The following is an 18944-nucleotide window of genomic DNA, read 5'->3' as shown; positions in this document are numbered from 1 at the left end:
TGCGGCCTGGCCGCCTGGCGTATACCGGTATACCGACCCTTCCAAGGAATTGGCACATATGAAAAAACTCCTCGCTATCCTGGCCGGCGGTCTGCTCGCAACGGGGGCCTTCGCGCAAGCGACCCCTGCCACGCCAGCAGTTCCCGCCACCCCGGCCGTTGTGGCCGCCCCCGACACGGCCGCCCCTGCGGCCGCCGCACCGGCTCCGGCCGCCGCCACCAAACCCGCCAAGCTGCGCAACCACCACGCCAAGGCGCCCGCCAAGCACAAGAGCGCCAAGGTCGCCAAGAAGACCGCCAAGCGAAGCAAGACGGCCGCCTGATCGCCGCGGCCACTGCTGAACAGCCCGCTTCGGCGGGCTTTTTGTTGCCTGCTACGCTCAGGGTTCCGCATTGCCCCTGCCAACCCATGTCTTCCATGCCCATGTTTTCGCTCACCGCACCTGCCATGCCCATCGCGCGCTTGCTGCGCAGCTTTCTGTCTCCCCTGCTGGCATACGGCGTGGCCTTAGGCCTGTGCGCAGCCGCAGCGGCGCAGGGTGTTCCGCAAATGAACCTGCCGCGCGTGGAGTTGCAGGCCGGCATGCACCGCATCGACGCCCAGGTCGCCACCGCGCCGCAGGAGCGCCAAGTCGGCCTGATGCACCGCCGCGACATGCCCATGCACGAGGGCATGCTGTTCGTCTTCGAGCAGCCGGCCACGCAATGCTTCTGGATGCGCAATACGCTGCTGCCGCTCACCGCGGCCTTCGTGGCCGACGACGGCACCATCGTGAACCTGGTGGACATGCAGCCGCTGTCCGAAGAATCGCACTGCTCCAAGCGGCCGGTGCGCTTCGTGCTGGAGATGAACCAGGGCTGGTTCGCCAAGCGCGGACTGAAGGCGGGCAGCAGGCTCAGCGGAAGACCGTTTACGCAGCGGTAGCGCGCTATTTATTCAGGAGCTGGCAGCGCTTTTCCCGCAAGGATTTCATGAGATATTTACCTTGAAACCATTGCGTATCAAGCGCGAAGAGCTTCATTTTTCATAGCATCCCTGTCCGCGATTGCGAGGGTCCACCCCACCCAAAGGCCGTGCAAAAAGAAACCGGCCTCCCCTTGCGGGAAGGCCGGTGACGGCCAGGATGACACCCGGCCGGTGCTCCGTCAGGCGAGCGCTGCGATGGCCGCGTTGAACGTGGCGCTGGGGCGCATCACGGCGTCCAGCTTGGACAGATCGGGCAGGTAGTAGCCACCGATGTCGGCGGGCTTGCCCTGCACCACGCGCAGTTCCTCGACGATCTCGGCCTCGTTATCGGCCAGGGTCTTGGCCAACGGAGCGAACTTGGCGGCCAGCGCGGCGTCCTCGGACTGCGCGGCCAGGGCCTGGGCCCAGTACAGCGACAGATAGAACTGGCTGCCGCGGTTGTCGATCTCGCCCACCTTGCGCGAGGGCGACTTGTTCTCGTCCAGCAGCTTGCCGGTGGCCTGGTCCAGCGTCTTGGCCAGCAGCTTGGCGCGGGGGTTGTTTTCCTTCAGGCCCAGGTCTTCCAGCGACACGGCCAGCGCCAGGAATTCCCCCAGCGAGTCCCAGCGCAGGTAGTTCTCTTCGACCAGCTGCTGCACGTGCTTGGGAGCGGAGCCGCCCGCGCCCGTCTCGTACATGCCGCCGCCGGCCATCAGGGGCACGATGGACAGCATCTTGGCGGAAGTGCCCAGTTCCATGATCGGGAACAGGTCGGTCAGGTAGTCGCGCAGGATGTTGCCGGTCACCGAGATGGTGTCCAGGCCGCGCGCCACGCGCTCCAGCGTGAAGCGCATTGCACGCACCTGGCTCATGATCTGGATGTTCAGGCCGGTAGTGTCGTGGTCCTTCAGGTACTTCTCGACCTTCTTGATCAGCTCGTTCTCGTGCGGGCGATAGGGGTCCAGCCAGAACACGGCGGGCATGCCGGAGTTGCGCGCGCGGGTCACGGCCAGCTTCACCCAGTCGCGGATCGGAGCGTCCTTGACCTGGCACATACGCCAGATGTCGCCGGTTTCCACGTTCTGCGACAGCAGCACTTCACCCGTGGCGATGTCCACGATGTTGGCCACGCCGTCTTCGGCGATCTCAAAGGTCTTGTCGTGCGAGCCGTATTCCTCGGCCTTCTGCGCCATCAGGCCCACGTTGGGCACGGTGCCCATGGTGCGGGGGTCGAAGTTACCGTGCCACTTGCAGAAGTTGATCATCTCCTGGTAGATACGGGCAAAGGTCGACTCAGGCATCACGGCCTTGCAGTCGTAAGGCTTGCCGTCGGCGCCCCACATCTTGCCGCCCTGGCGGATCATGGCGGGCATGGAGGCGTCCACGATGATGTCGTTGGGCGAGTGGAAGTTGGTGATGCCCTTGGCGGAGTCCACCATGGCGAGCGCCGGACGGTGCTCCTGGCAGGCGTGCAGGTCGCGGATGATCTCTTCACGCTTGGAGGCGGGCAGCGTCTCGATCTTCTCGTACAACGTGGCCATGCCGTTGTTGACGTTGATGCCCAGCTCGTCAAACAGCGCGCCGTGCTTCTCGAAGGCTTCCTTGTAGTAGATCTTCACGCAGTGACCGAACACGATCGGGTGCGAGACCTTCATCATCGTGGCCTTCACGTGCAGCGAGAACAGGATGCCGGCTTCCTTGCAGTCGGCCAGTTCCTTCTCGTAGAAGGCGCACAGGGCCTTCTTGCTCATGAACATGGAGTCGATGATCTCGCCGTCCTTGAGCGCGACCTTTTCCTTCAGCACCACGGTCTTGCCGGACTTCGTCTCCAGCACCATCTTTACGTCGCGGGCCTTGTCCAGGGTCAGGGACTTTTCGCCATGATAGAAGTCGCCCTCGTGCATGTGGGACACATGCGTCTGCGACCACTGCTTCCACTCGCCCATGGAGTGCGGGTGCTTCTTGGCGTAGTTCTTCACCGCGGCAGGCGCGCGGCGGTCGGAGTTGCCCTCGCGCAGCACCGGGTTCACGGATGAGCCCAGGCATTTGCCATAGCGGGCCTTGATGGCCTTTTCCTCGTCGGTGGTGGGGTTCTCGGGGTAGTCGGGCAGGTTGTAGCCCTTGCCTTGCAGTTCCTTGATGGCGGCGATCAACTGCGCCACGGACGCGCTGATGTTGGGCAGCTTGATGATGTTGACGTCGGGCTCGAGCGTCTTCTTGCCCAGTTCAGCCAGCGTATTGGGTACGCGCTGCTCGGGCGTCAGGAAGTCGGGGAACTCACCCAGGACGCGCGCCGCCACGGAGATGTCGCTCTCGGCCACTTCGATACCGGCCACCGACGCGAAGCTGCGCACGATGGGCAGGAAGGAGGCCGTGGCCAGGCGGGGAGCCTCGTCGGTCAGGGTATAGATGATGGTGGGTTTCTGGGTGCTCATCTCGTCTCTCAGGTAAACAAAACAGAGGTCTTGCGCCGCCGGTCCGCGGCCTCGCGCGCAGTCATCCGATGTGACAGTCCGGATTGTGCGCGAGTCGTTGCGCGGAAATCGTGTAATTTGCAATCGAATATCGCATTGCAAAAAATTGACAGGGGAACTGGCACTTTTTTTTGCAAGTCTTCTACAAGACTGTCGTCCCGCTGCCAAATTACCCAGGGAGGCCGTACCCAATGAGGCCGCCGCCCGGGCCGTCAAGCCAGACGAAAAAACGGCCCGCAGATTCCTCTGCGGGCCGTTTGTCTTTGGGTCGCTCAACGCCGCAGGGCGCGGCGTGCATTTCGGTTCAGGCGAAGTTGGCTTCGGCGAACTTCCAGTTCACCAGCTTGTCCAGGAAGGTCTCGACGAACTTGGGACGCAGGTTGCGGTAGTCGATGTAATAGGCGTGTTCCCACACGTCCACCGTCAGCAGCGCCTTGTCGGCCGTGGTCAGCGGCGTGCCGGCGGCGCCGGTGTTCACGATGTCCACCGTACCGTCGGCCTTCTTGACCAGCCAGGTCCAGCCGGAGCCGAAGTTGCCCACGGCGCTCTTCACGAACGCTTCCTTGAACGCGGCGTAACTGCCCCACTTGGCATGGATCGCCTGGGCCAGGGCGCCGCTGGGCTCGCCACCGCCGTTGGGGGCCATGCAGTTCCAGAAGAAGGTGTGGTTCCAGATCTGCGCGGCGTTGTTGTAGATGCCGCCGGACGACTTCTTGACGATCTCCTCCAGCGTCATGTTCTCGAACTCGGTGCCCTTTTGCAGGTTGTTCAGGTTCACCACGTAGGCGTTGTGGTGCTTGCCGTGGTGGTATTCCAGCGTTTCCTGGCTGTAGTGCGGGGCCAGGGCATCAATCGCGTAGGGCAGCGGAGGCAGGGTATGTTCCATGGTCAAGTCCTTCGTGGGTTGGGATGGGGGAGATCGCGGCCACCAGGGCGCGGCGATGCAACGGGCATTGTAGGAAAGTAATAGCACTCGCCGCTGTAGGCGGGCGGCGACTCCTGCCCTCTGGTACGGGATTGACCCGCGCCGTTCACAGCAAGCGGCGCTGCGATACCGTCAGGTCCAGTTCACCCTCGGCCAACTGGGCATGCACGGCGTCGCCCAGGCGCACCTGGGCGGGGCGCGTCACGGGTTGCCCCTGCGCATCGGTCAGCAAGGCATAGCCGCGCTGCAGCACCAGGCGCGGATCCAGCAGTTGCAGACGCAGCGCCGCGCGCTCCAGGCGCTCTCTGCGCTGCACCAGGCTGCGCTGCACGATTTGAGGGAAATGACCCTGCAGCGCTTGCCCCGCATGTGCAAGCCGCTGCGTTTTCAATAGCAATCCGTGGCGCAGGCGCTGTTCCAGGCCGCTCAGCCGCAGTTGCTGCCGCCCCACGAAACCCGAGGGCCGGCCCAGCCGCTGGGCCGCCTGGTCCAGCCGTTGGTGCCGCAGGTCCACCTGGCGCTGTACGCCGTCGGCCAGCCGTTGCGCCAGCAGGTCGAGTGCCCCCAGCCACACGGCACGCGGCTGTGCCACCAACTCGGCGGCGGCCGTGGGCGTGGGCGCGCGCAGGTCGGCGCAGAAGTCGGCGATGGTGAAGTCGGTCTCATGCCCCACACCGCTGACCAGCGGCACCGGGCTCTGCACGATGGCGCGGGCCACGCGCTCGTCATTGAACGCCCACAGGTCTTCGATGGAGCCACCGCCGCGCACCAGCAGGATCACATCGATGGCTGGCGGCGCCCCGGCATTCATAGCCAAATCACCGCCCAGCGCCCGCCCCTCCTGCGCAAGCAGATACATTTTTGATAGCGCTTCGGCAATCGATGCCGGCGCCTGCGCCCCCTGTACCAGGGCCGGCACCAGCACCACGGGAATGTGCGGCACGCGCCGGCGCAGTGCCGTCACCACGTCATGCAGTGCTGCAGCGCCCGGCGACGTGACCACGCCGATGCCGCGCGGCATGGCCGGCAGCGCGCGCTTGCGCACCGCGTCGAACAGGCCTTCGGCCTCCAGTTGCGCCTTGAGGCGCATGAACTGCTCGAACAGCGCCCCCTGCCCCGCGCGCTGCAGGCTGTCGACGATGAGCTGCAGGTCGCCGCGTGCCTCGTACACGCCCAGCCGGCCGCGCACTTCGACTAGTTCGCCGTCGCGCGGGGTGAAATCCAGCACGCCCGCCGCACGGCGGAACATGGCGCAACGGATCTGACCATTTCCATCCTTCAGCGTGAAGTAGCAGTGCCCGCTGGACGCGCGCGAGAAGCCCGTGATCTCCCCGCGCACCGCGACAGGATTGAACCGCGCCTCCAGCGCATCAGCAATGGCGCGGCATAACGCGCCAACCTCCCAGATTCGCGGCGCCACGCCTGTATCTGCACGCTCAAACACAGGCCGCTCCACGCTTGTACGCGCACCGGGCCGGTGCACTAGTCCACAGATCCGGGCATCCGGCGCCACGGCGGAAGGCCATGCGCCAACCCGGCCCCATACCACAAGAGTACGTGCAACCCATTGATTTCAAAGGTTTTTTTGATGCGCAGTTTTTCATCAAACTAAGCAAACCACGTAACGGCGCCGCTTCGCGACGGGTATGCACGTGGTTTCCCACAAAGTTATCCACAGAAAATGTGAGTCTCCCCGGCGACTCTACGTGCCCCGGCCCTGTGCTCCGAACAGGGGTGGCGTAAAGCAGACGATGCGCCCAAAGGCCGGGTTGGAAGGTGCGCCATAATCCCCGCTGCTTTTTACGTGAGCGGAGTGAGAATTGCTGTCGATCATACAAGCCGCGGGCTGGCCGATCTGGCCCCTGATTGCCTGTTCCATCCTGGCGCTGGCGCTGGTTTTTGAGCGCTTCGTCGCACTGAAGACCGCCCGTGTGGCCCCCCCGAAGCTGCTGGACGAGGCCATCTCGGTCTCCTCCAAGTCCATTCCCTCGCCCGACGTGGTGAACCAGCTGGCGCAGAACTCGGCCCTGGGCGAAGTGCTGGCCAGCGGCCTGCGCACGCTCAACAGCAACCCCCAGAGCACCGAGGCCGACGTGCGCGCCGCCATGGAGGGCGCCGGCCGCGCCGTCGCCCACCGGCTGGAGAAGTACCTCAACGCCCTGGCCACCATCGCCTCGGCCGCACCGCTGCTGGGCCTGCTGGGCACGGTGATCGGCATGATCGAGATCTTCGGCTCCCAGGCCGGCACGGGCGCCGTGGGTGCGACCGGCGGCGGCAACCCCGCGCAACTGGCGCACGGCATCTCCATTGCGCTGTACAACACCGCCTTCGGCCTGATCGTGGCCATCCCGGCGCTGATCTTCTGGCGCTACTTCCGCAGCCGCGTGGACGCCTACCTGCTGACGCTGGAACTGGCATCCGAGCAATTCGTGCGGCACATCAACCGCCTGCGCAAGTGAGCGGCGCCAGCGCACAGAGGCACGTTTCGCCATGAACTTTCGCCCCCGCCAAAAGGAAGAGCCGGAGATCAACCTGATCCCCTTCATCGACGTGCTGTTGGTGATCCTCATCTTCCTGATGCTGACCACCACCTATAGCAAGTTCACCGAGCTGCAGCTCACCCTGCCCGTAGCGGACGCTCAGCAGTTGCGCGACCACCCCAAGGAAGTCATCGTGGCCGTGGCCGCCGACGGACGCTACGCCATCAACAAGACCACGCTGGAGGGCCGGCAGGTCGACCAGGTGGCGCGGGCGCTGGCCGATGCCGCCACTGCGGGGCCGAACAGCGTGGTCATCATCAGCGCCGACGCATCGGCCCCCCACCAGTCCGTGGTCACGGTGATGGAAGCCGCGCGCCGCGTGGGCCTGTCGCAGATCACCTTTGCCACCCAGTCGTCGGCCACGGCCGGCAAGTAAGCCTGCGCCGATGGCCGCGCCCGGCCGCCCGTCCCCCCTGGCCGAGCGGCTGCGCGGCGCCTGGCAGCACCGTGGCGCGCTGGCCCTGGCGCTGTGGCCGCTGTCGCTGCTGTACGGCGTGCTCACGGCGCTGCGCCGCGCGCTCTATCGCACGGGTCTGCTGCGCAGCGAGCGACTGCCCGTGCCCGTCATCGTGGTCGGCAACGTGATCGCCGGCGGCGCCGGCAAAACGCCCGTGACCCTGGCCGTGGTGCGCCACCTGCAGGCCCGCGGCTGGCGGCCGGGCGTCATCTCGCGGGGATACGGCCGCGCCACCGCAGACTGCCGCGAAGTGCTGCCCGCCAGCAGCGCGGCCGAGGTGGGCGACGAGCCGCTGCTCATCGCCCGCGCCAGCGGCGCCCCGGTCTTCGTGGCGCGCAGGCGTGCCCAGGCAGGGCGCGCGCTGCTGGCCGCCCACCCCGCCACCAACATCCTGGTTTGCGACGACGGCCTGCAGCACCTGGCCCTGGCGCGCGACCTGGAAGTCTGCGTCTTCAACGACGAAGGCGCCGGCAACGGCTGGCTGCTGCCCGCCGGCCCGCTGCGCGAGCCCTGGCCGCGCGCGGTGGACCTGGTGCTCCACGCCGGCTCCCCGCCCGGAGGGGGCGCGCCGCAATTCGCGCTGTCACGTGAACTCGCCGCCCATGCCGTGAATGCCAGCGGGCAGCACCTGCCGCTGGAGCAATTGCAGGGCGAACCGTCGCACGCACTCGCGGCGATCGCGCGGCCGCACGACTTTTTTGCGATGCTGCACGCCAGGGGCATTCAGCCCGAGAGCGAGGAAGCACTGCCCGATCACTATGATTTTTGTAGCTGGAAGCGCCCATCGAATAAGCGCTTACGGCTGATTTGCACCGAAAAAGACGCCGTCAAGCTCTGGCCCGCGCACCCGGACGCGCTGGCCGTGCCGCTGGCCGTGCGGATCCCGCCGGCCTTCTTCGACGCGCTCGACGCCCGCCTGGCGTCGCTATCATCGTCCGGCCATTGAGGAACACCATGGATCCCAAACTGCTTGAACTGCTGGTCTGCCCCGTCACCAAGGGCCCGCTGACCTACGACCGCGAACGCCAGGAACTCATCTCGCGCAGCGCGCGGCTGGCCTATCCCGTGCGCGACGGCATTCCCGTGCTGCTGGAAAACGAGGCCCGCCCCTTGAGCGACGAGGAGCTGGAACAGTGAGTCGCGCCGCACCGTTCACGGTGCTGATACCGGCGCGCCTGGCCTCCACCCGCCTGCCCAACAAGCCCTTGGCCGATATCGCCGGGCTGCCCATGGTGGTGCATGTGGCCCGCCGCGCCAGCCAGAGCGGCGCCCAGCGCTGCGTGGTCGCGGCGGACGACGCGCGCATCGTCCAGGCCTGCCAGGCGCACGGGGTGCAGGCTCTGCTGACGCGCGCCGACCACGCCAGCGGCAGCGATCGCCTGGCCGAGGCCTGCGAGCTGCTGGGCCTGGCGGGCGAAGACATTGTGGTGAACGTACAGGGTGACGAGCCCCTCATCGACCCACGGCTGATCGACGCCGTGGCCGCACTGCTGCATGCGCGCGGCGATGCCAGCATGGGCACCGCCGCGCACGCCATCGACAGCGCGGAGGACTTTGCGAACCCCAACGTGGTGAAGGTGGTGCTGGACGCGCAGGGCCTCGCGCACTACTTCAGCCGCGCCCCCATCCCCCACGCACGCGACCACGCGCCGGGCAGCCTCTGGTGGCAGCCGGGCCAACCGGGGGTGCCCGTGGGTTTCGCACCGCTACGGCACATCGGCATCTACAGCTACCGGGCAGGCTTTCTGCGCCGGTTTCCACAGCTGCCAGCGGCGCCGACCGAGCAACTGGAAGCGCTGGAGCAGCTGCGCGCCCTCTGGCACGGCCACCGCATCGCCGTGCACGTGACCGGCAGCGCACCCGGTGCGGGCGTGGACACGCCAGCCGACCTGGAGCGCGTGCGCACCCTCCTGGGCGGCTAGCGCGGCCGTCAGCTTGGCGCATGGCCCGCGTGCTATCCTTGTTCGCAACAAGAGCACCTGTCCCGCGCTGGCGCGCCGACGGCAAGCGTGCCCGCTGATTTCAAAACACTAGAGGACATCCATGAGACTGATTCTGCTCGGCGCTCCCGGCGCCGGAAAGGGTACGCAGGCCGCGTTCATCTGCCAGAAATTCGGCATCCCCCAGATCTCCACCGGCGACATGCTGCGCGCCGCCGTCAAGGCCGGCACGCCCCTGGGCCTGCAAGCCAAGGCCGTCATGGATGCGGGCCAGCTCGTCAGCGACGACCTGATCATCAACCTGGTGAAGGAGCGCATCGCCGAGCCCGACTGTGCCCAGGGTTTCCTGTTCGACGGATTCCCACGCACCATCCCCCAGGCAGACGCCATGAAAGCCGCGGGCGTGAAGCTCGACTATGTGCTGGAGATCGACGTGCCGTTCGACGCCATCATCGAACGCATGAGCGGCCGCCGCTCCCACCCGGCTTCGGGCCGCACCTACCACGTGAAGTTCAACCCGCCCAAGGTCGAAGGCAAGGACGACGTGACGGGCGAGCCCCTGGTGCAGCGCGAGGACGACAAGGAAGAAACCGTCAAGAAGCGCCTGCAGGTCTACAGCGACCAGACCCGCCCGCTGGTGGACTATTACTCCAGCTGGGCCAAGACCGATCCCGCCAACGCGCCCAAGTACCGTGCCATTCAAGGCACCGGCAGCGTGGAGGAAATCACCCAGCGCGCCCTGACGGCACTGTCAAGCTGACGAACCCGCCGCCGGCGCCCGCCAACGCCCCGCAACGCGGGGCGTTGTGCTGTGTGCCCAGGCAAGCGCCTCGGCCCATGACGGTGCTTATGAATTAGCGGACTGCATCAACTCCAGCAGCAGGCTGACCCGTGCCTTCATAGGGCTCAGCCCATCCGCATCACGCCAGGGCGTGCCCGTCAGGTCCATCATCCGCCCCTGCGGGCAGCGCGAAGCCACGCGCACCTGCACCCCGGCCGCCACGGCACGCGCGAGCGCGGCCTCCAGCGCATGGTGCAGCGTACCATTGCCGGTGGCGGCCACCACGATGCCGTGCACGCCCTTCTCCACCAGCCAGTCCACCAACGCGCCATCCGCGCCGGCGTGGCTGAGGACGATTTCCACGCGTGGCCAGGCGGCATCTGGCAGGATCGGCACCAGCGCGCCATGCGCAGGCTGTTCCACCTGCGGCGCAAGGCCGCGGGCCCAGCGCACGCGCCCCGCTTCCATCCAGCCCAGAGGCCCGGCATCGCCGGAGTGGAACGCGTCCAGCCGCAGCGGGTGCACCTTGCTCACCTCGCGCGCCCCGTGCACCACGCCGGCGGCCGCCATCAGAACCCCCCGCGCTGAGGGGTCGGCCGCTAGTGTGACGGCATCCAGCAGGTTCTGCGGCCCGTCCGGCGCGAGCGCCGTGGCCGGACGCATGGCACAGGTCAGTACCACCGGCTTGGCGGTGGTATCGAGCAGGTTGTGCAGCAGCCAGGCGGTTTCCTCCAGCGTATCCGTGCCGTGGGTGATGACGACGCCGGCCACGGCCGGGTCGGCCAGGTGTGCGGCGCAACGACCGGCCAGGCGCGCCCACACGTCAAAGCCCATGTCCTTGCTGTCCAGCTGCACCACCTGTTCAGCCACCAGCGCGCCGCCCGCGGCCTGCACCAGCCCGGGCACCGCGGCCAGCAATTGCTCCACGCCGATCTGCCCGGCCGTGTACCCCACGTTCGCACCTTGCACCGCGGAAGAGCCCGCAATCGTGCCGCCGGTGCCCATAACGACGATTTTTCTTGCAGCTGCCACTTGCATCCCTCCAAAAACTGTTCAAAAATACAGATACTGGATTAAAAAACAGTAACCCACTCAACCACCGACCGCATTGGATCGCACCATGCTCGACAGTCCCAAGCTCACCGCCCGCCAGCAGCAGATCCTGGACCTGATCCAGACCGCCATCGCGCGCACCGGCGCCCCGCCTACCCGCGCCGAGATCGCGGCAGAGTTGGGTTTCAAGTCCGCCAACGCGGCCGAGGAGCACCTGCAGGCGCTGGCCCGCAAGGGCGTGATCGAACTGGTCAGCGGCACCTCGCGCGGCATCCGCCTGCGCGGCGAAACCGTGCGCAACATCAATGCGGCGCGCGGCGCCCAGTTCAACCTGCCGATACCCGGCCTGTCGCAGCTCACGCTGCCGCTGGTGGGCCGCGTGGCGGCCGGCTCGCCCATTCTCGCCCAGGAGCATGTGGACCAGACCTATACGGTGGAAGGCAGCCTGTTTGCGCACAAGCCCGACTACCTGCTCAAGGTGCGCGGCATGTCCATGCGCGACGCGGGCATCATGGACGGCGACCTGCTCGCCGTACAGGCAACGCGCGAGGCGCGCAACGGGCAAATCATCGTGGCGCGCCTGGGCGATGACGTCACGGTCAAGCGCCTGCGCCGCACAGGCAGCGCCATCGAACTGCTGCCCGAGAACCCCGACTACCCGGTGATCCGCGTCGAGCCGGGCGAACCTTTCGAGATCGAAGGGCTGGCCGTGGGCCTGATACGCAACACCATGCTCATGTAGTCCGTTGAATGCAGCGCCACCGCAGGTGGCGGGCGTCTGGCAGGCGGTAGCCCGGGCATGCCCCGTGGCTGCCGCATGCCAACCCTGCGGATGCGCGCTTGACGTCCTTGGCAATCCTGCCTGTGTTCCACCTTCATGCCCTGGCATGCCGGAGTCTTCACATGGGATTTGCCCTCTTTGCCTTTGCCTCCCTTACCCGCCCCTTGCGCCGCCTGCGCCGATGGGGACTGGCTGCACGCCATATGTCGCGCGGCGCGGCAACCTCTGCCTGCACCACGCACGGACGCGCCGATGCACTCCAGGGAGCGACGCCCAACGCCGGCCCTCTCGATAGCCCCGCCGTGGCGGGCATGGCGCAAGAAAATCCGGCCCGCCACCGCGCCTTTGCCATGCCTGCCGCGGATGCGGCCATGCAGCACACAGGTCTGCGGCCTGCGATCTCCACCCGTTCGCTCCCCCTGCGCGTGATCCTGCGCCATGACACCGACGACGCCTGCAAGCTCGTGATTTCCGGCCGCATGGCCGATGTGTGCGCGGAACTGGAGCGCCTGGCCCTGCGCTGACCGCGGGGCACTGCTGCGACCACTTCTGACACTTTTCGAAGGCGTCGCGGCAGCAGCGCGTTCATCGCAGGCCCGTTTCTACAATGCACGGCACTTGCAACTGCCCGCCCCCAAGCACGCCATGACCCACGAGTCCCGCCTGGACCGCTTGCTGCGGCAACTGCTGTGGGGCCGGCGCACGGCCGCGCTGGCAACGCTGCAAACCCTGCCCGGCGCGGAATCGGTGCCATTCACAACGCCGGCGGTGTCGTTCGTTCCGTATGCCATCGACTCCACGGCCCAGGTGCTGGTATTGCATGTCAGCGCCCTCGCCGCCCATACCCGCAACCTGCGGCAATCGCCCGCGGTTTCTCTCCTGATCACGGCGCCCGAGGACGCGGCCCAGCCCGTGCATGCGCTGGAGCGCGTTGCCATCCAAGGACAAGCCGTACTGCTTGCGCCCGAGGCAGCCGCCAGCGCGCGCGCCGCCTACCTGCAGCGCTTCCCTGAGGCAGCGCCCATGACGGCGCTGGGCGACTTCCAGTTCGTGCAGATCATCCCTTCGGTGGGCCGCCACGTGGCAGGGTTTGGCGCGGCGCGGGATTTATCTGCCGAGGAGCTGAAGGCGCTGCTCACGTCTTGACGCTGGGGCGATCGGCGCCGTCAGCAGTTGGATGGCAAGGGCCGTTCCGCCCAGGCGAGCGCTGGCGGCCGCAAGCCCGGTGCCTGGGAAGGCCACACGGGTCGCTGCCAGGGCCGGTTTGGTGACGGGTTGGCGGACGCTCGCCGTGCGCGCCAAAGCATGAACGGCCCCGCCCACGGCGGCTGGTGGCAGCACATCTGCCCCGACGGCCTGTCCCCGCGCGAGAGCCCCTCAAGACACCAGTTGCGACCAGACCTTGTCCAGCCGCTTGCCGCTGACCGGATACGGCGTGCGCAACTCCTGCGCGAAGAAGCTCACGCGCAGTTCCTCCAGCATCCAGCGGTACTCCTGCATGCGGGCATCCACCTGGCCCTTGCGCTCGGCCACCAGGCGCCAATAGCGCTGCTCCAGCGGCTGCAGTTCCTTGAGCTTGGCGGCATCGCGTGCCGGGTCGGCGCGGTACTTGTCCAGGCGCGTGGCGATGGCCTTGAGGTAGCGCGCGTAGTGCTGCAGCTGCGCCCAGGGCGCGGCGGCGATGAACTGCTTGGGCATCAGGCGCTGCAGCTGCTGTGACGCGTCGGCCGTGGCCTCGGGAGCGTTCTTGGTGTCCTTGATCTTGCGCTGCGTGGCGGCGTATTCGATGAGGATGGCCGCCGCCATGCGCGCCACCTCGTTGGCGATCAGCGTGAGGCGCCCGCGCCCGTCCTGCACGCGCTGCTTGAACTGGGCCTCGTTGCTGGGCAGCGGCTCTTGCAGGAAGGCGCGGTCGATGGCCACGTCGATGATTTGTGCGCGCAGCTCCTCCTGCGTGCCCAGCGGCATGAAGGCCACAGCCATCTTCTGCAGATCGGGGATGTTCTTTTCCAGGTACTTGAGCGCGTCCTTGATCTGAAGCGCAAACAGCCGGCGCAGGCCCACGCGGTGGCGCGCGGCGGCGACTTCGGGTTCGTCGAACACCTCGATGCCCACCGCATCGCCGTGGTCGATGAGCGCGGGGAAACCGATCAGCGTCTGGCTACCCTTGGCGATTTCCATCAGCTCGGGCAGTTCGCCAAAGCTCCAATCCTCGTAGCGGGCATCGGCCTTGCGGGCCGCGGGCGCGCCGACGAGTGGTTCTTTTTTGATAGCTGCTGGCGCCCGTTTTTCCTTGGTTTCAGATGGTTTTCCACCGGAATCTGGCTTCTGGTGAGCGCCACCAGCTATCTTTAATGAAGCAAGCGCCTGGAACGCCCCACGAGCCTTGCTCCCCCACTCCGCCTTGAGCGCGCCCAGGTTGCGTCCCTGGCCGAGCTGGCGGCCGTGCTCATCCGTCACGCGAAAGTTCATGAACAGGTGCGGGCTGAGCATGTCCAGCTTGAAGTCCGCGCGCTTCACGTCGAGCGAGGTTTCATCGCGCACTTGCTTGAGCAGCGTGTCGATCAAGCTGCCCTGGGCCCAACGCTCTTCCTCGGTGAACAGCGACGCCAGCCGCGCAGCACTTTCCGGCAGCGGCACGAAACGGCTGCGCGGGCGCTGCGGCAGGCTCTTGAGCAGCGCCTGGATCTTGTCCTTGAGCATGCCGGGCACCAGCCATTCCGCACGCTCCTCGCTCACCTGGTTCAGCACGAACAGCGGCACCGTGACGGTGACCCCATCGCGCGCGTCACCGGGGCTGTGCAGGTAGCTGGCCGTGCAGTCCACGCCGCCCAGCTTCACCGTCTTGGGAAAGTTGTCGGTGGTGATGCCCGCGGCCTCATGGCGCATCAGCTCGTCGCGCTTGAGAAGCAGCAGGCCGGCGTTCTCCTTGCCGGCACTGCGGAACCACTTGTCGAACGTGGCGCCGCTGTACACGTCTTTGGGAATCTGCTGGTCGTAGAAGGCGAAGATCAGCTCGTCGTCCACCAGCACGTCCTGGCGGCGGCTCTTGTGCTCCAGCTCCTGCACCTTGCGCACCAGCTTGAGGTTGGCGCCCAGGAACGGCCAATGCGTCTCCCACTCGCCCTCGACCAGCGCCTGGCGAATGAACAGGTTGCGCGCCTCGTACGGATCCACGCGGCCATAGCTCACGCGGCGGCCGCTGTAGACCACCAGGCCGTAGAGCGTGGCGCGCTCGAGCGCCACCACGTCGGCCTGTTTCTTGGACCAATGCGGGTCCAGCAGCTGCTTCTTGAGCAGATGGCCGCCCACCTCTTCCAGCCATTGCGGTTCGATCGCCGCGATACCGCGGCCGTACAGGCGCGAGGTCTCGACCTGCTCGGCTGCGACGATCCAGCGGCCGGGCTTCTTGGACAGGTGCGCGCCCGGGTGCGGGTGGAACTTGATGCCGTGCGCGCCCAGGTAGGCCTCGCTCTCCTCGGCCTTGTAACCAATGTTGCCCAGCAGGCCCGACAGCATGGACAGGTGCACGGCCTCGTAGCCCGCGGGCTCGGTGTTCACCTGCCACTGGTGCTCCCGCACCACGGTGAGCAGCTGCGAATGGATGTCGCGCCACTCGCGCACGCGGCGGATGTTGATGTAGTTCTGGCGCAGCAACTGCTCCCACTGCCGGTTGCTGAGCTTGTGGGTGGCCTCCTCCGCATCGGCGGGGTGGAACTGCGCCAGGCGCTCCTCGCCTGCGGCTTCCGCTTGCGCGCCGCTGCTGCGCTGGCTCACGGGCAGGAAGGCCGTGTTGCGCGCTTGGGCCGCGGGGGCGGTCTGGGCCGCCATCTCCTTGCGCGTCTTGGCGACGATCTTGCCGCCGCGCGCATCCTGCAGCCACTTCCACAGGCGCAGGTAGCCGGTGAACTCGCTTTTCTCGTCGTCGAACTTGGCATGCTGCTGGTCGGCCTGCTGCTGCGCCTCCAGCGGCCGGTCGCGCACGTCCTGCACGCTAAGGGCCGAGGCAATCACCAGCACCTCGGCCACGGCGCCGCGGGTGCGGGCCTCCAGGATCATGCGGCCCACGCGCGGGTCCAAGGGCAGGCGCGACAGTTCGCGGCCCATGGGCAGCAAATTGCCGCGCTCGTCCACGGCGCCCAACTCCTGCAGCAGTTGATAGCCGTCGGCGATCGCACGGCCCGAGGGCGCCTCGAGGAACGGGAAGTTCACCACGTCACCCAGGCCCAGCGACTTCATGCGCAGGATGACGCCCGCCAGGGACGAGCGCAGGATTTCGGGGTCGGTGAAGCGGTCGCGCTGGTGAAAGTCCGCCTCGTCGTACAGGCGGATGCAGATGCCGTTGGCCACGCGGCCGCAGCGCCCGGCGCGCTGGTTGGCCGCCGCCTGGCTGATGGGCTCCACCAGCAACTGCTCCACCTTGCTACGGAAGGAATAGCGCTTCACGCGCGCCGTACCTGCGTCAATGACGTAACGGATGCCCGGCACGGTGAGCGAGGTCTCGGCCACGTTGGTGGCCAGCACGATGCGCCGGCCGGTGTGGCCGTCGAAGATGCGGTCCTGCTCGGCCTGCGACAGGCGCGAGAACAGGGGGAGTACCTCGGCGTTCCTCAGCACTGGCGAGTGCTGCAGGTGCTTGCGCAGGTGGTCCGCCGCCTCGCGGATCTCGCGCTCGCCGGGCAGGAAGACGAGGATGTCTCCGCCCTTGCCGCCCGCCCACAACTCGTCCACGCCGTCGGCAATGGCATCGTTGAGGTCAAAGTCCTTCTTTTCTTCAAAGGGCTTGTAGCGCATCTCCACGGGATAGGTGCGCCCGGACACCATGATGACCGGCGCCGGACCGGCCTTGCCCTCGAAGTGCTTGGCGAAGCGCTCCGCGTCGATGGTGGCCGAAGTCACGACCACCTTCAAATCGGGCCGCTGCGGCAGGATCTGCTTGAGGTAGCCCAGCAGGAAGTCGATATTCAGGCTGCGCTCGTGCGCCTCGTCGATGATGAGCGTGTCGTAGGCCTTGAGCAGCGGATCGGTCTGCGTCTCGGCCAGCAGGATGCCGTCGGTCATCAGCTTGACCGAAGCGCCCTTTTGCAGCGTGTCCTGAAAGCGCACCTTGTAACCCACCACCTCGCCCAAGGGGGTGTTCAGCTCCTCGGCAATGCGCTTGGCCACGCTGCTGGCGGCAATGCGCCGCGGCTGGGTGTGGCCGATCAGGCGCCCGCGCGTGCCCTCGGGCGCATTGCACTTGCCGCGTCCCAGGGCCAGCGCTATTTTTGGCAGTTGCGTGGTCTTGCCCGAGCCCGTCTCGCCGCAGACGATGATGACCTGGTGCTCGGCCATGGCCGCCATGATCTCGTCGCGGCGGCTGGAGACGGGGAGTTGCTCGGGAAAGGTGATCGTGAGGGGCATAGGGGCGGGAATTATCCCAGCCCCCAGGCACCCGTGCCGCACCAGGGTCAGGCGGGGAACATGGCCTCCATCTCCCGGCGCACCCGATAGGCGTGGGTGGTGGTGTCCATCTCCACATCGTCCCAGGACAATGCCTGGCCTTTTGCCACCGGGCGCACCACGCGCGCGCTGTGCGCCAGGCCCAGCGGCAGGCCCCTGAGGCTGCGCGACGTCGCAGCCGGCAGCAGCTTGCCCCAGACGGTGTAGCCGCCCTCGCCATCCAGCAGGTCGCCCGGGCGCAGGTCACGCTTGGCCGTGGCCACCACATCGGCGTTCCAGCCCTGGGGCACGCCGGTGGGCTCGCCGCGCAGCGCCACGCTGGCCACCGACATGCCCACCTCCAGCCCGATGAGGTGCCAGCGCTTGTACAGCGTGAAGTAGCGGCCCGTGGGGTCGGTGTGGGCGTTGTATTCCTCGAAACAGTGGCGGATGTAGTCAGTCTCGCCTTCCACCGTGACCCACACGCCCATGCGGATGTCGTAGGGGATCCGGCGGCCGTCCTTCTCCAGCGACGAGATCACTTCCACCATGCCTTTTTTCTCTAGCACTCCGCCCTCGCCCACCGGGCGCGTGACGTAGGGAATGTCCTCCACACTGGCGGGCGGGTACTGCAGGCCGTTGCTCGGCACGGCCAGGCCCGTGGCGTTGGAGACGGCCGTGCTCTCGATGCTGGGCTTGGACCCGTCCAGGAAGCTGTTGAACATCTTGGGGTTCAGGCCGCCACGCTGCGCCTGCTCGGGCGTCAGGCCGTAGTAGCCCCACACCGTCTCGGGCGTGGATTCGCAGAAATGCGGCAGCCACTTGTGCCCGCGCCCGGCCGCCACCACCGGAAAGCCGCAGGTGCGGGCCCAGTCCACCAGCTCGCAGATCATGGCGGGCTGGTCGCCGTAGGCCAGCGAATAGACCACGCCCGCGGCCTGGGCCTTGCGCGCCAGCAGCGGGCCGCAGAAAGCGTCGGCCTCCACGGTCACGTTCACCACATGCTTGCCGTGGGCGAAGGCGTCGAGGATATGGTCCACCGCCGCCAGCGGGTTGCCCGTGCATTCGACGATCAGCTCGATCTGCGGGTGGCGCACCAGGGCCTGCCAGTCCTCGGTGATCCAGGTCGTGCCCTGCTCCAGCGCCTGCTGGGCCGACGCGGCCTCCGACTGCTCGGGCGCCCATCCCACGCGCGCCAGGCTGGCGCGGGCGTTGGCCGGCGACAGATCGGCAATGCCCACCAGGTGCACGCCCGGCATGCGCGGCACCTGCGCCAGGTACATGGCGCCGAACTTGCCCGCGCCGATCAGCCCAATGCGGATGGGACGCCCTTGCCGGGCACGCTGCAGCAGTTTCTGGTGAAGGTTCATGGGTATGGCAAACGATAGAAGTGCGCCGCTGCGGCGCGAAACCCCGGCGCCTGCTGGCGCGCGGGCCGGTGGGAATCCCACGGCCACCGTAGCGCAGGGTACGCCCCACGTCTCTTGGGATACGCCCTAGGGCCGGGACACCGCCCAGTACCCCACCGCCTGCAAGGCATTGAAAAGGACCGTTATCCTGCGCACGTTCTCGGCCGGCGGGGCGCACCCTTTTGTCGCCGCGCCGCCCCCCCACGCCGGCCCCATAC

17 protein-coding genes are annotated in these 18944 nt (G+C 67.2%); 11 read left to right on the top strand and 6 right to left on the bottom strand.

What is annotated here, in order from left to right:
* Window positions 1–58: 58 nt before the first annotated feature.
* Both K2L43_RS08695 and K2L43_RS08690 read left to right on the top strand, forming a co-directional pair.
* On the top strand, window positions 59–322 hold the full coding sequence (locus tag K2L43_RS08695; RefSeq protein ID WP_015913128.1) for a hypothetical protein: 264 nt from the start codon (window positions 59–61) through the stop codon (window positions 320–322).
* Between the two features lie 86 nt (window positions 323–408).
* Complete coding sequence (locus K2L43_RS08690) at window positions 409–924, top strand: DUF192 domain-containing protein (RefSeq protein WP_370567783.1); 516 nt, start codon at window positions 409–411, stop codon at window positions 922–924.
* A gap of 221 nt (window positions 925–1145) precedes the next feature.
* Here the strand turns inward: K2L43_RS08690 and K2L43_RS08685 are convergent, their stop codons facing one another.
* The 3 genes from K2L43_RS08685 to xseA all read right to left on the bottom strand — a co-directional run bounded on the left by K2L43_RS08685 (window position 1146) and on the right by xseA (window position 5788).
* Window positions 1146–3380, bottom strand: coding sequence for an NADP-dependent isocitrate dehydrogenase (locus K2L43_RS08685; RefSeq protein WP_220638878.1), 2235 nt, complete (start codon window positions 3378–3380; stop codon window positions 1146–1148).
* A gap of 343 nt (window positions 3381–3723) precedes the next feature.
* Window positions 3724–4305 carry a superoxide dismutase gene (locus K2L43_RS08680; protein ID WP_135147742.1) on the bottom strand — a complete coding sequence of 194 codons (582 nt, stop codon included), beginning with the start codon at window positions 4303–4305 and terminating at the stop codon, window positions 3724–3726.
* A 145-nt stretch (window positions 4306–4450) separates the two neighbouring features.
* Entirely contained in the window at window positions 4451–5788 is a 1338-nt protein-coding gene (gene xseA / locus K2L43_RS08675; protein ID WP_220638877.1) for an exodeoxyribonuclease VII large subunit, read from the bottom strand.
* Window positions 5789–6164: 376 nt separating this feature from the next.
* On the opposite strand from xseA, the gene K2L43_RS08670 reads away from it, so the two are divergent.
* The 6 genes from K2L43_RS08670 (at window position 6165) to adk (ending at window position 10041) form a co-directional block, all read left to right on the top strand.
* Entirely contained in the window at window positions 6165–6803 is a 639-nt protein-coding gene (locus K2L43_RS08670; RefSeq protein WP_011805510.1) for a MotA/TolQ/ExbB proton channel family protein, read from the top strand.
* A gap of 31 nt (window positions 6804–6834) precedes the next feature.
* Entirely contained in the window at window positions 6835–7260 is a 426-nt protein-coding gene (locus K2L43_RS08665; protein ID WP_011805511.1) for a biopolymer transporter ExbD, read from the top strand.
* 10 nt (window positions 7261–7270) lie between these two features.
* A complete protein-coding gene (gene lpxK, locus K2L43_RS08660; protein ID WP_220638876.1) occupies window positions 7271–8287 on the top strand; it encodes a tetraacyldisaccharide 4'-kinase in 1017 nt (338 codons plus the stop codon).
* Between the two features lie 8 nt (window positions 8288–8295).
* Window positions 8296–8478 carry a Trm112 family protein gene (locus K2L43_RS08655; RefSeq protein WP_011805513.1) on the top strand — a complete coding sequence of 61 codons (183 nt, stop codon included), beginning with the start codon at window positions 8296–8298 and terminating at the stop codon, window positions 8476–8478.
* Window positions 8475–9263: a 3-deoxy-manno-octulosonate cytidylyltransferase gene (gene kdsB, locus K2L43_RS08650; protein WP_220638875.1), complete on the top strand. Its 789-nt coding sequence runs from the start codon at window positions 8475–8477 to the stop codon at window positions 9261–9263. The genes K2L43_RS08655 and kdsB overlap by 4 nt, the downstream gene beginning before the upstream one ends.
* Window positions 9264–9384: 121 nt before the next feature.
* On the top strand, window positions 9385–10041 hold the full coding sequence (gene adk / locus K2L43_RS08645) for an adenylate kinase (RefSeq protein ID WP_011805515.1): 657 nt from the start codon (window positions 9385–9387) through the stop codon (window positions 10039–10041).
* Between the two features lie 87 nt (window positions 10042–10128).
* Here the strand turns inward: adk and K2L43_RS08640 are convergent, their stop codons facing one another.
* The gene (locus K2L43_RS08640; RefSeq protein ID WP_220638874.1) at window positions 10129–11100 is read right to left on the bottom strand and encodes an asparaginase; all 972 of its coding nucleotides are present in this window, start codon (window positions 11098–11100) and stop codon (window positions 10129–10131) included.
* An 82-nt stretch (window positions 11101–11182) separates the two neighbouring features.
* On the opposite strand from K2L43_RS08640, the gene lexA reads away from it, so the two are divergent.
* From lexA to K2L43_RS08625, 3 genes are all read left to right on the top strand, one after another.
* A complete protein-coding gene (gene lexA / locus K2L43_RS08635) occupies window positions 11183–11857 on the top strand; it encodes a transcriptional repressor LexA (protein ID WP_011805517.1) in 675 nt (224 codons plus the stop codon).
* Window positions 11858–12018: 161 nt separating this feature from the next.
* Window positions 12019–12420 (top strand): hypothetical protein, encoded by a 402-nt coding sequence (locus K2L43_RS08630; RefSeq protein WP_220638873.1) that lies wholly within the window; start codon window positions 12019–12021, stop codon window positions 12418–12420.
* A 121-nt stretch (window positions 12421–12541) separates the two neighbouring features.
* Window positions 12542–13042 (top strand): pyridoxamine 5'-phosphate oxidase family protein, encoded by a 501-nt coding sequence (locus K2L43_RS08625; RefSeq protein WP_135147814.1) that lies wholly within the window; start codon window positions 12542–12544, stop codon window positions 13040–13042.
* 231 nt (window positions 13043–13273) lie between these two features.
* Here the strand turns inward: K2L43_RS08625 and hrpA are convergent, their stop codons facing one another.
* Window positions 13274–17299, bottom strand: coding sequence for an ATP-dependent RNA helicase HrpA (gene hrpA, locus K2L43_RS08620; RefSeq protein ID WP_220638872.1), 4026 nt, complete (start codon window positions 17297–17299; stop codon window positions 13274–13276).
* Window positions 17300–17346: 47 nt separating this feature from the next.
* Window positions 17347–18687, bottom strand: coding sequence for an NAD(P)H-dependent oxidoreductase (locus K2L43_RS08615; protein WP_135147813.1), 1341 nt, complete (start codon window positions 18685–18687; stop codon window positions 17347–17349).
* Window positions 18688–18944 lie beyond the last annotated feature (257 nt).

Source organism: Diaphorobacter sp. MNS-0 (assembly GCF_019602835.1).
Taxonomy (GTDB): Bacteria; Pseudomonadota; Gammaproteobacteria; order Burkholderiales; family Burkholderiaceae_C; genus Diaphorobacter; species Diaphorobacter nitroreducens.
The sequence above is the reverse complement of the archived record's forward strand: the minus strand, read 5'-3'. Positions and strand labels throughout refer to the sequence as shown.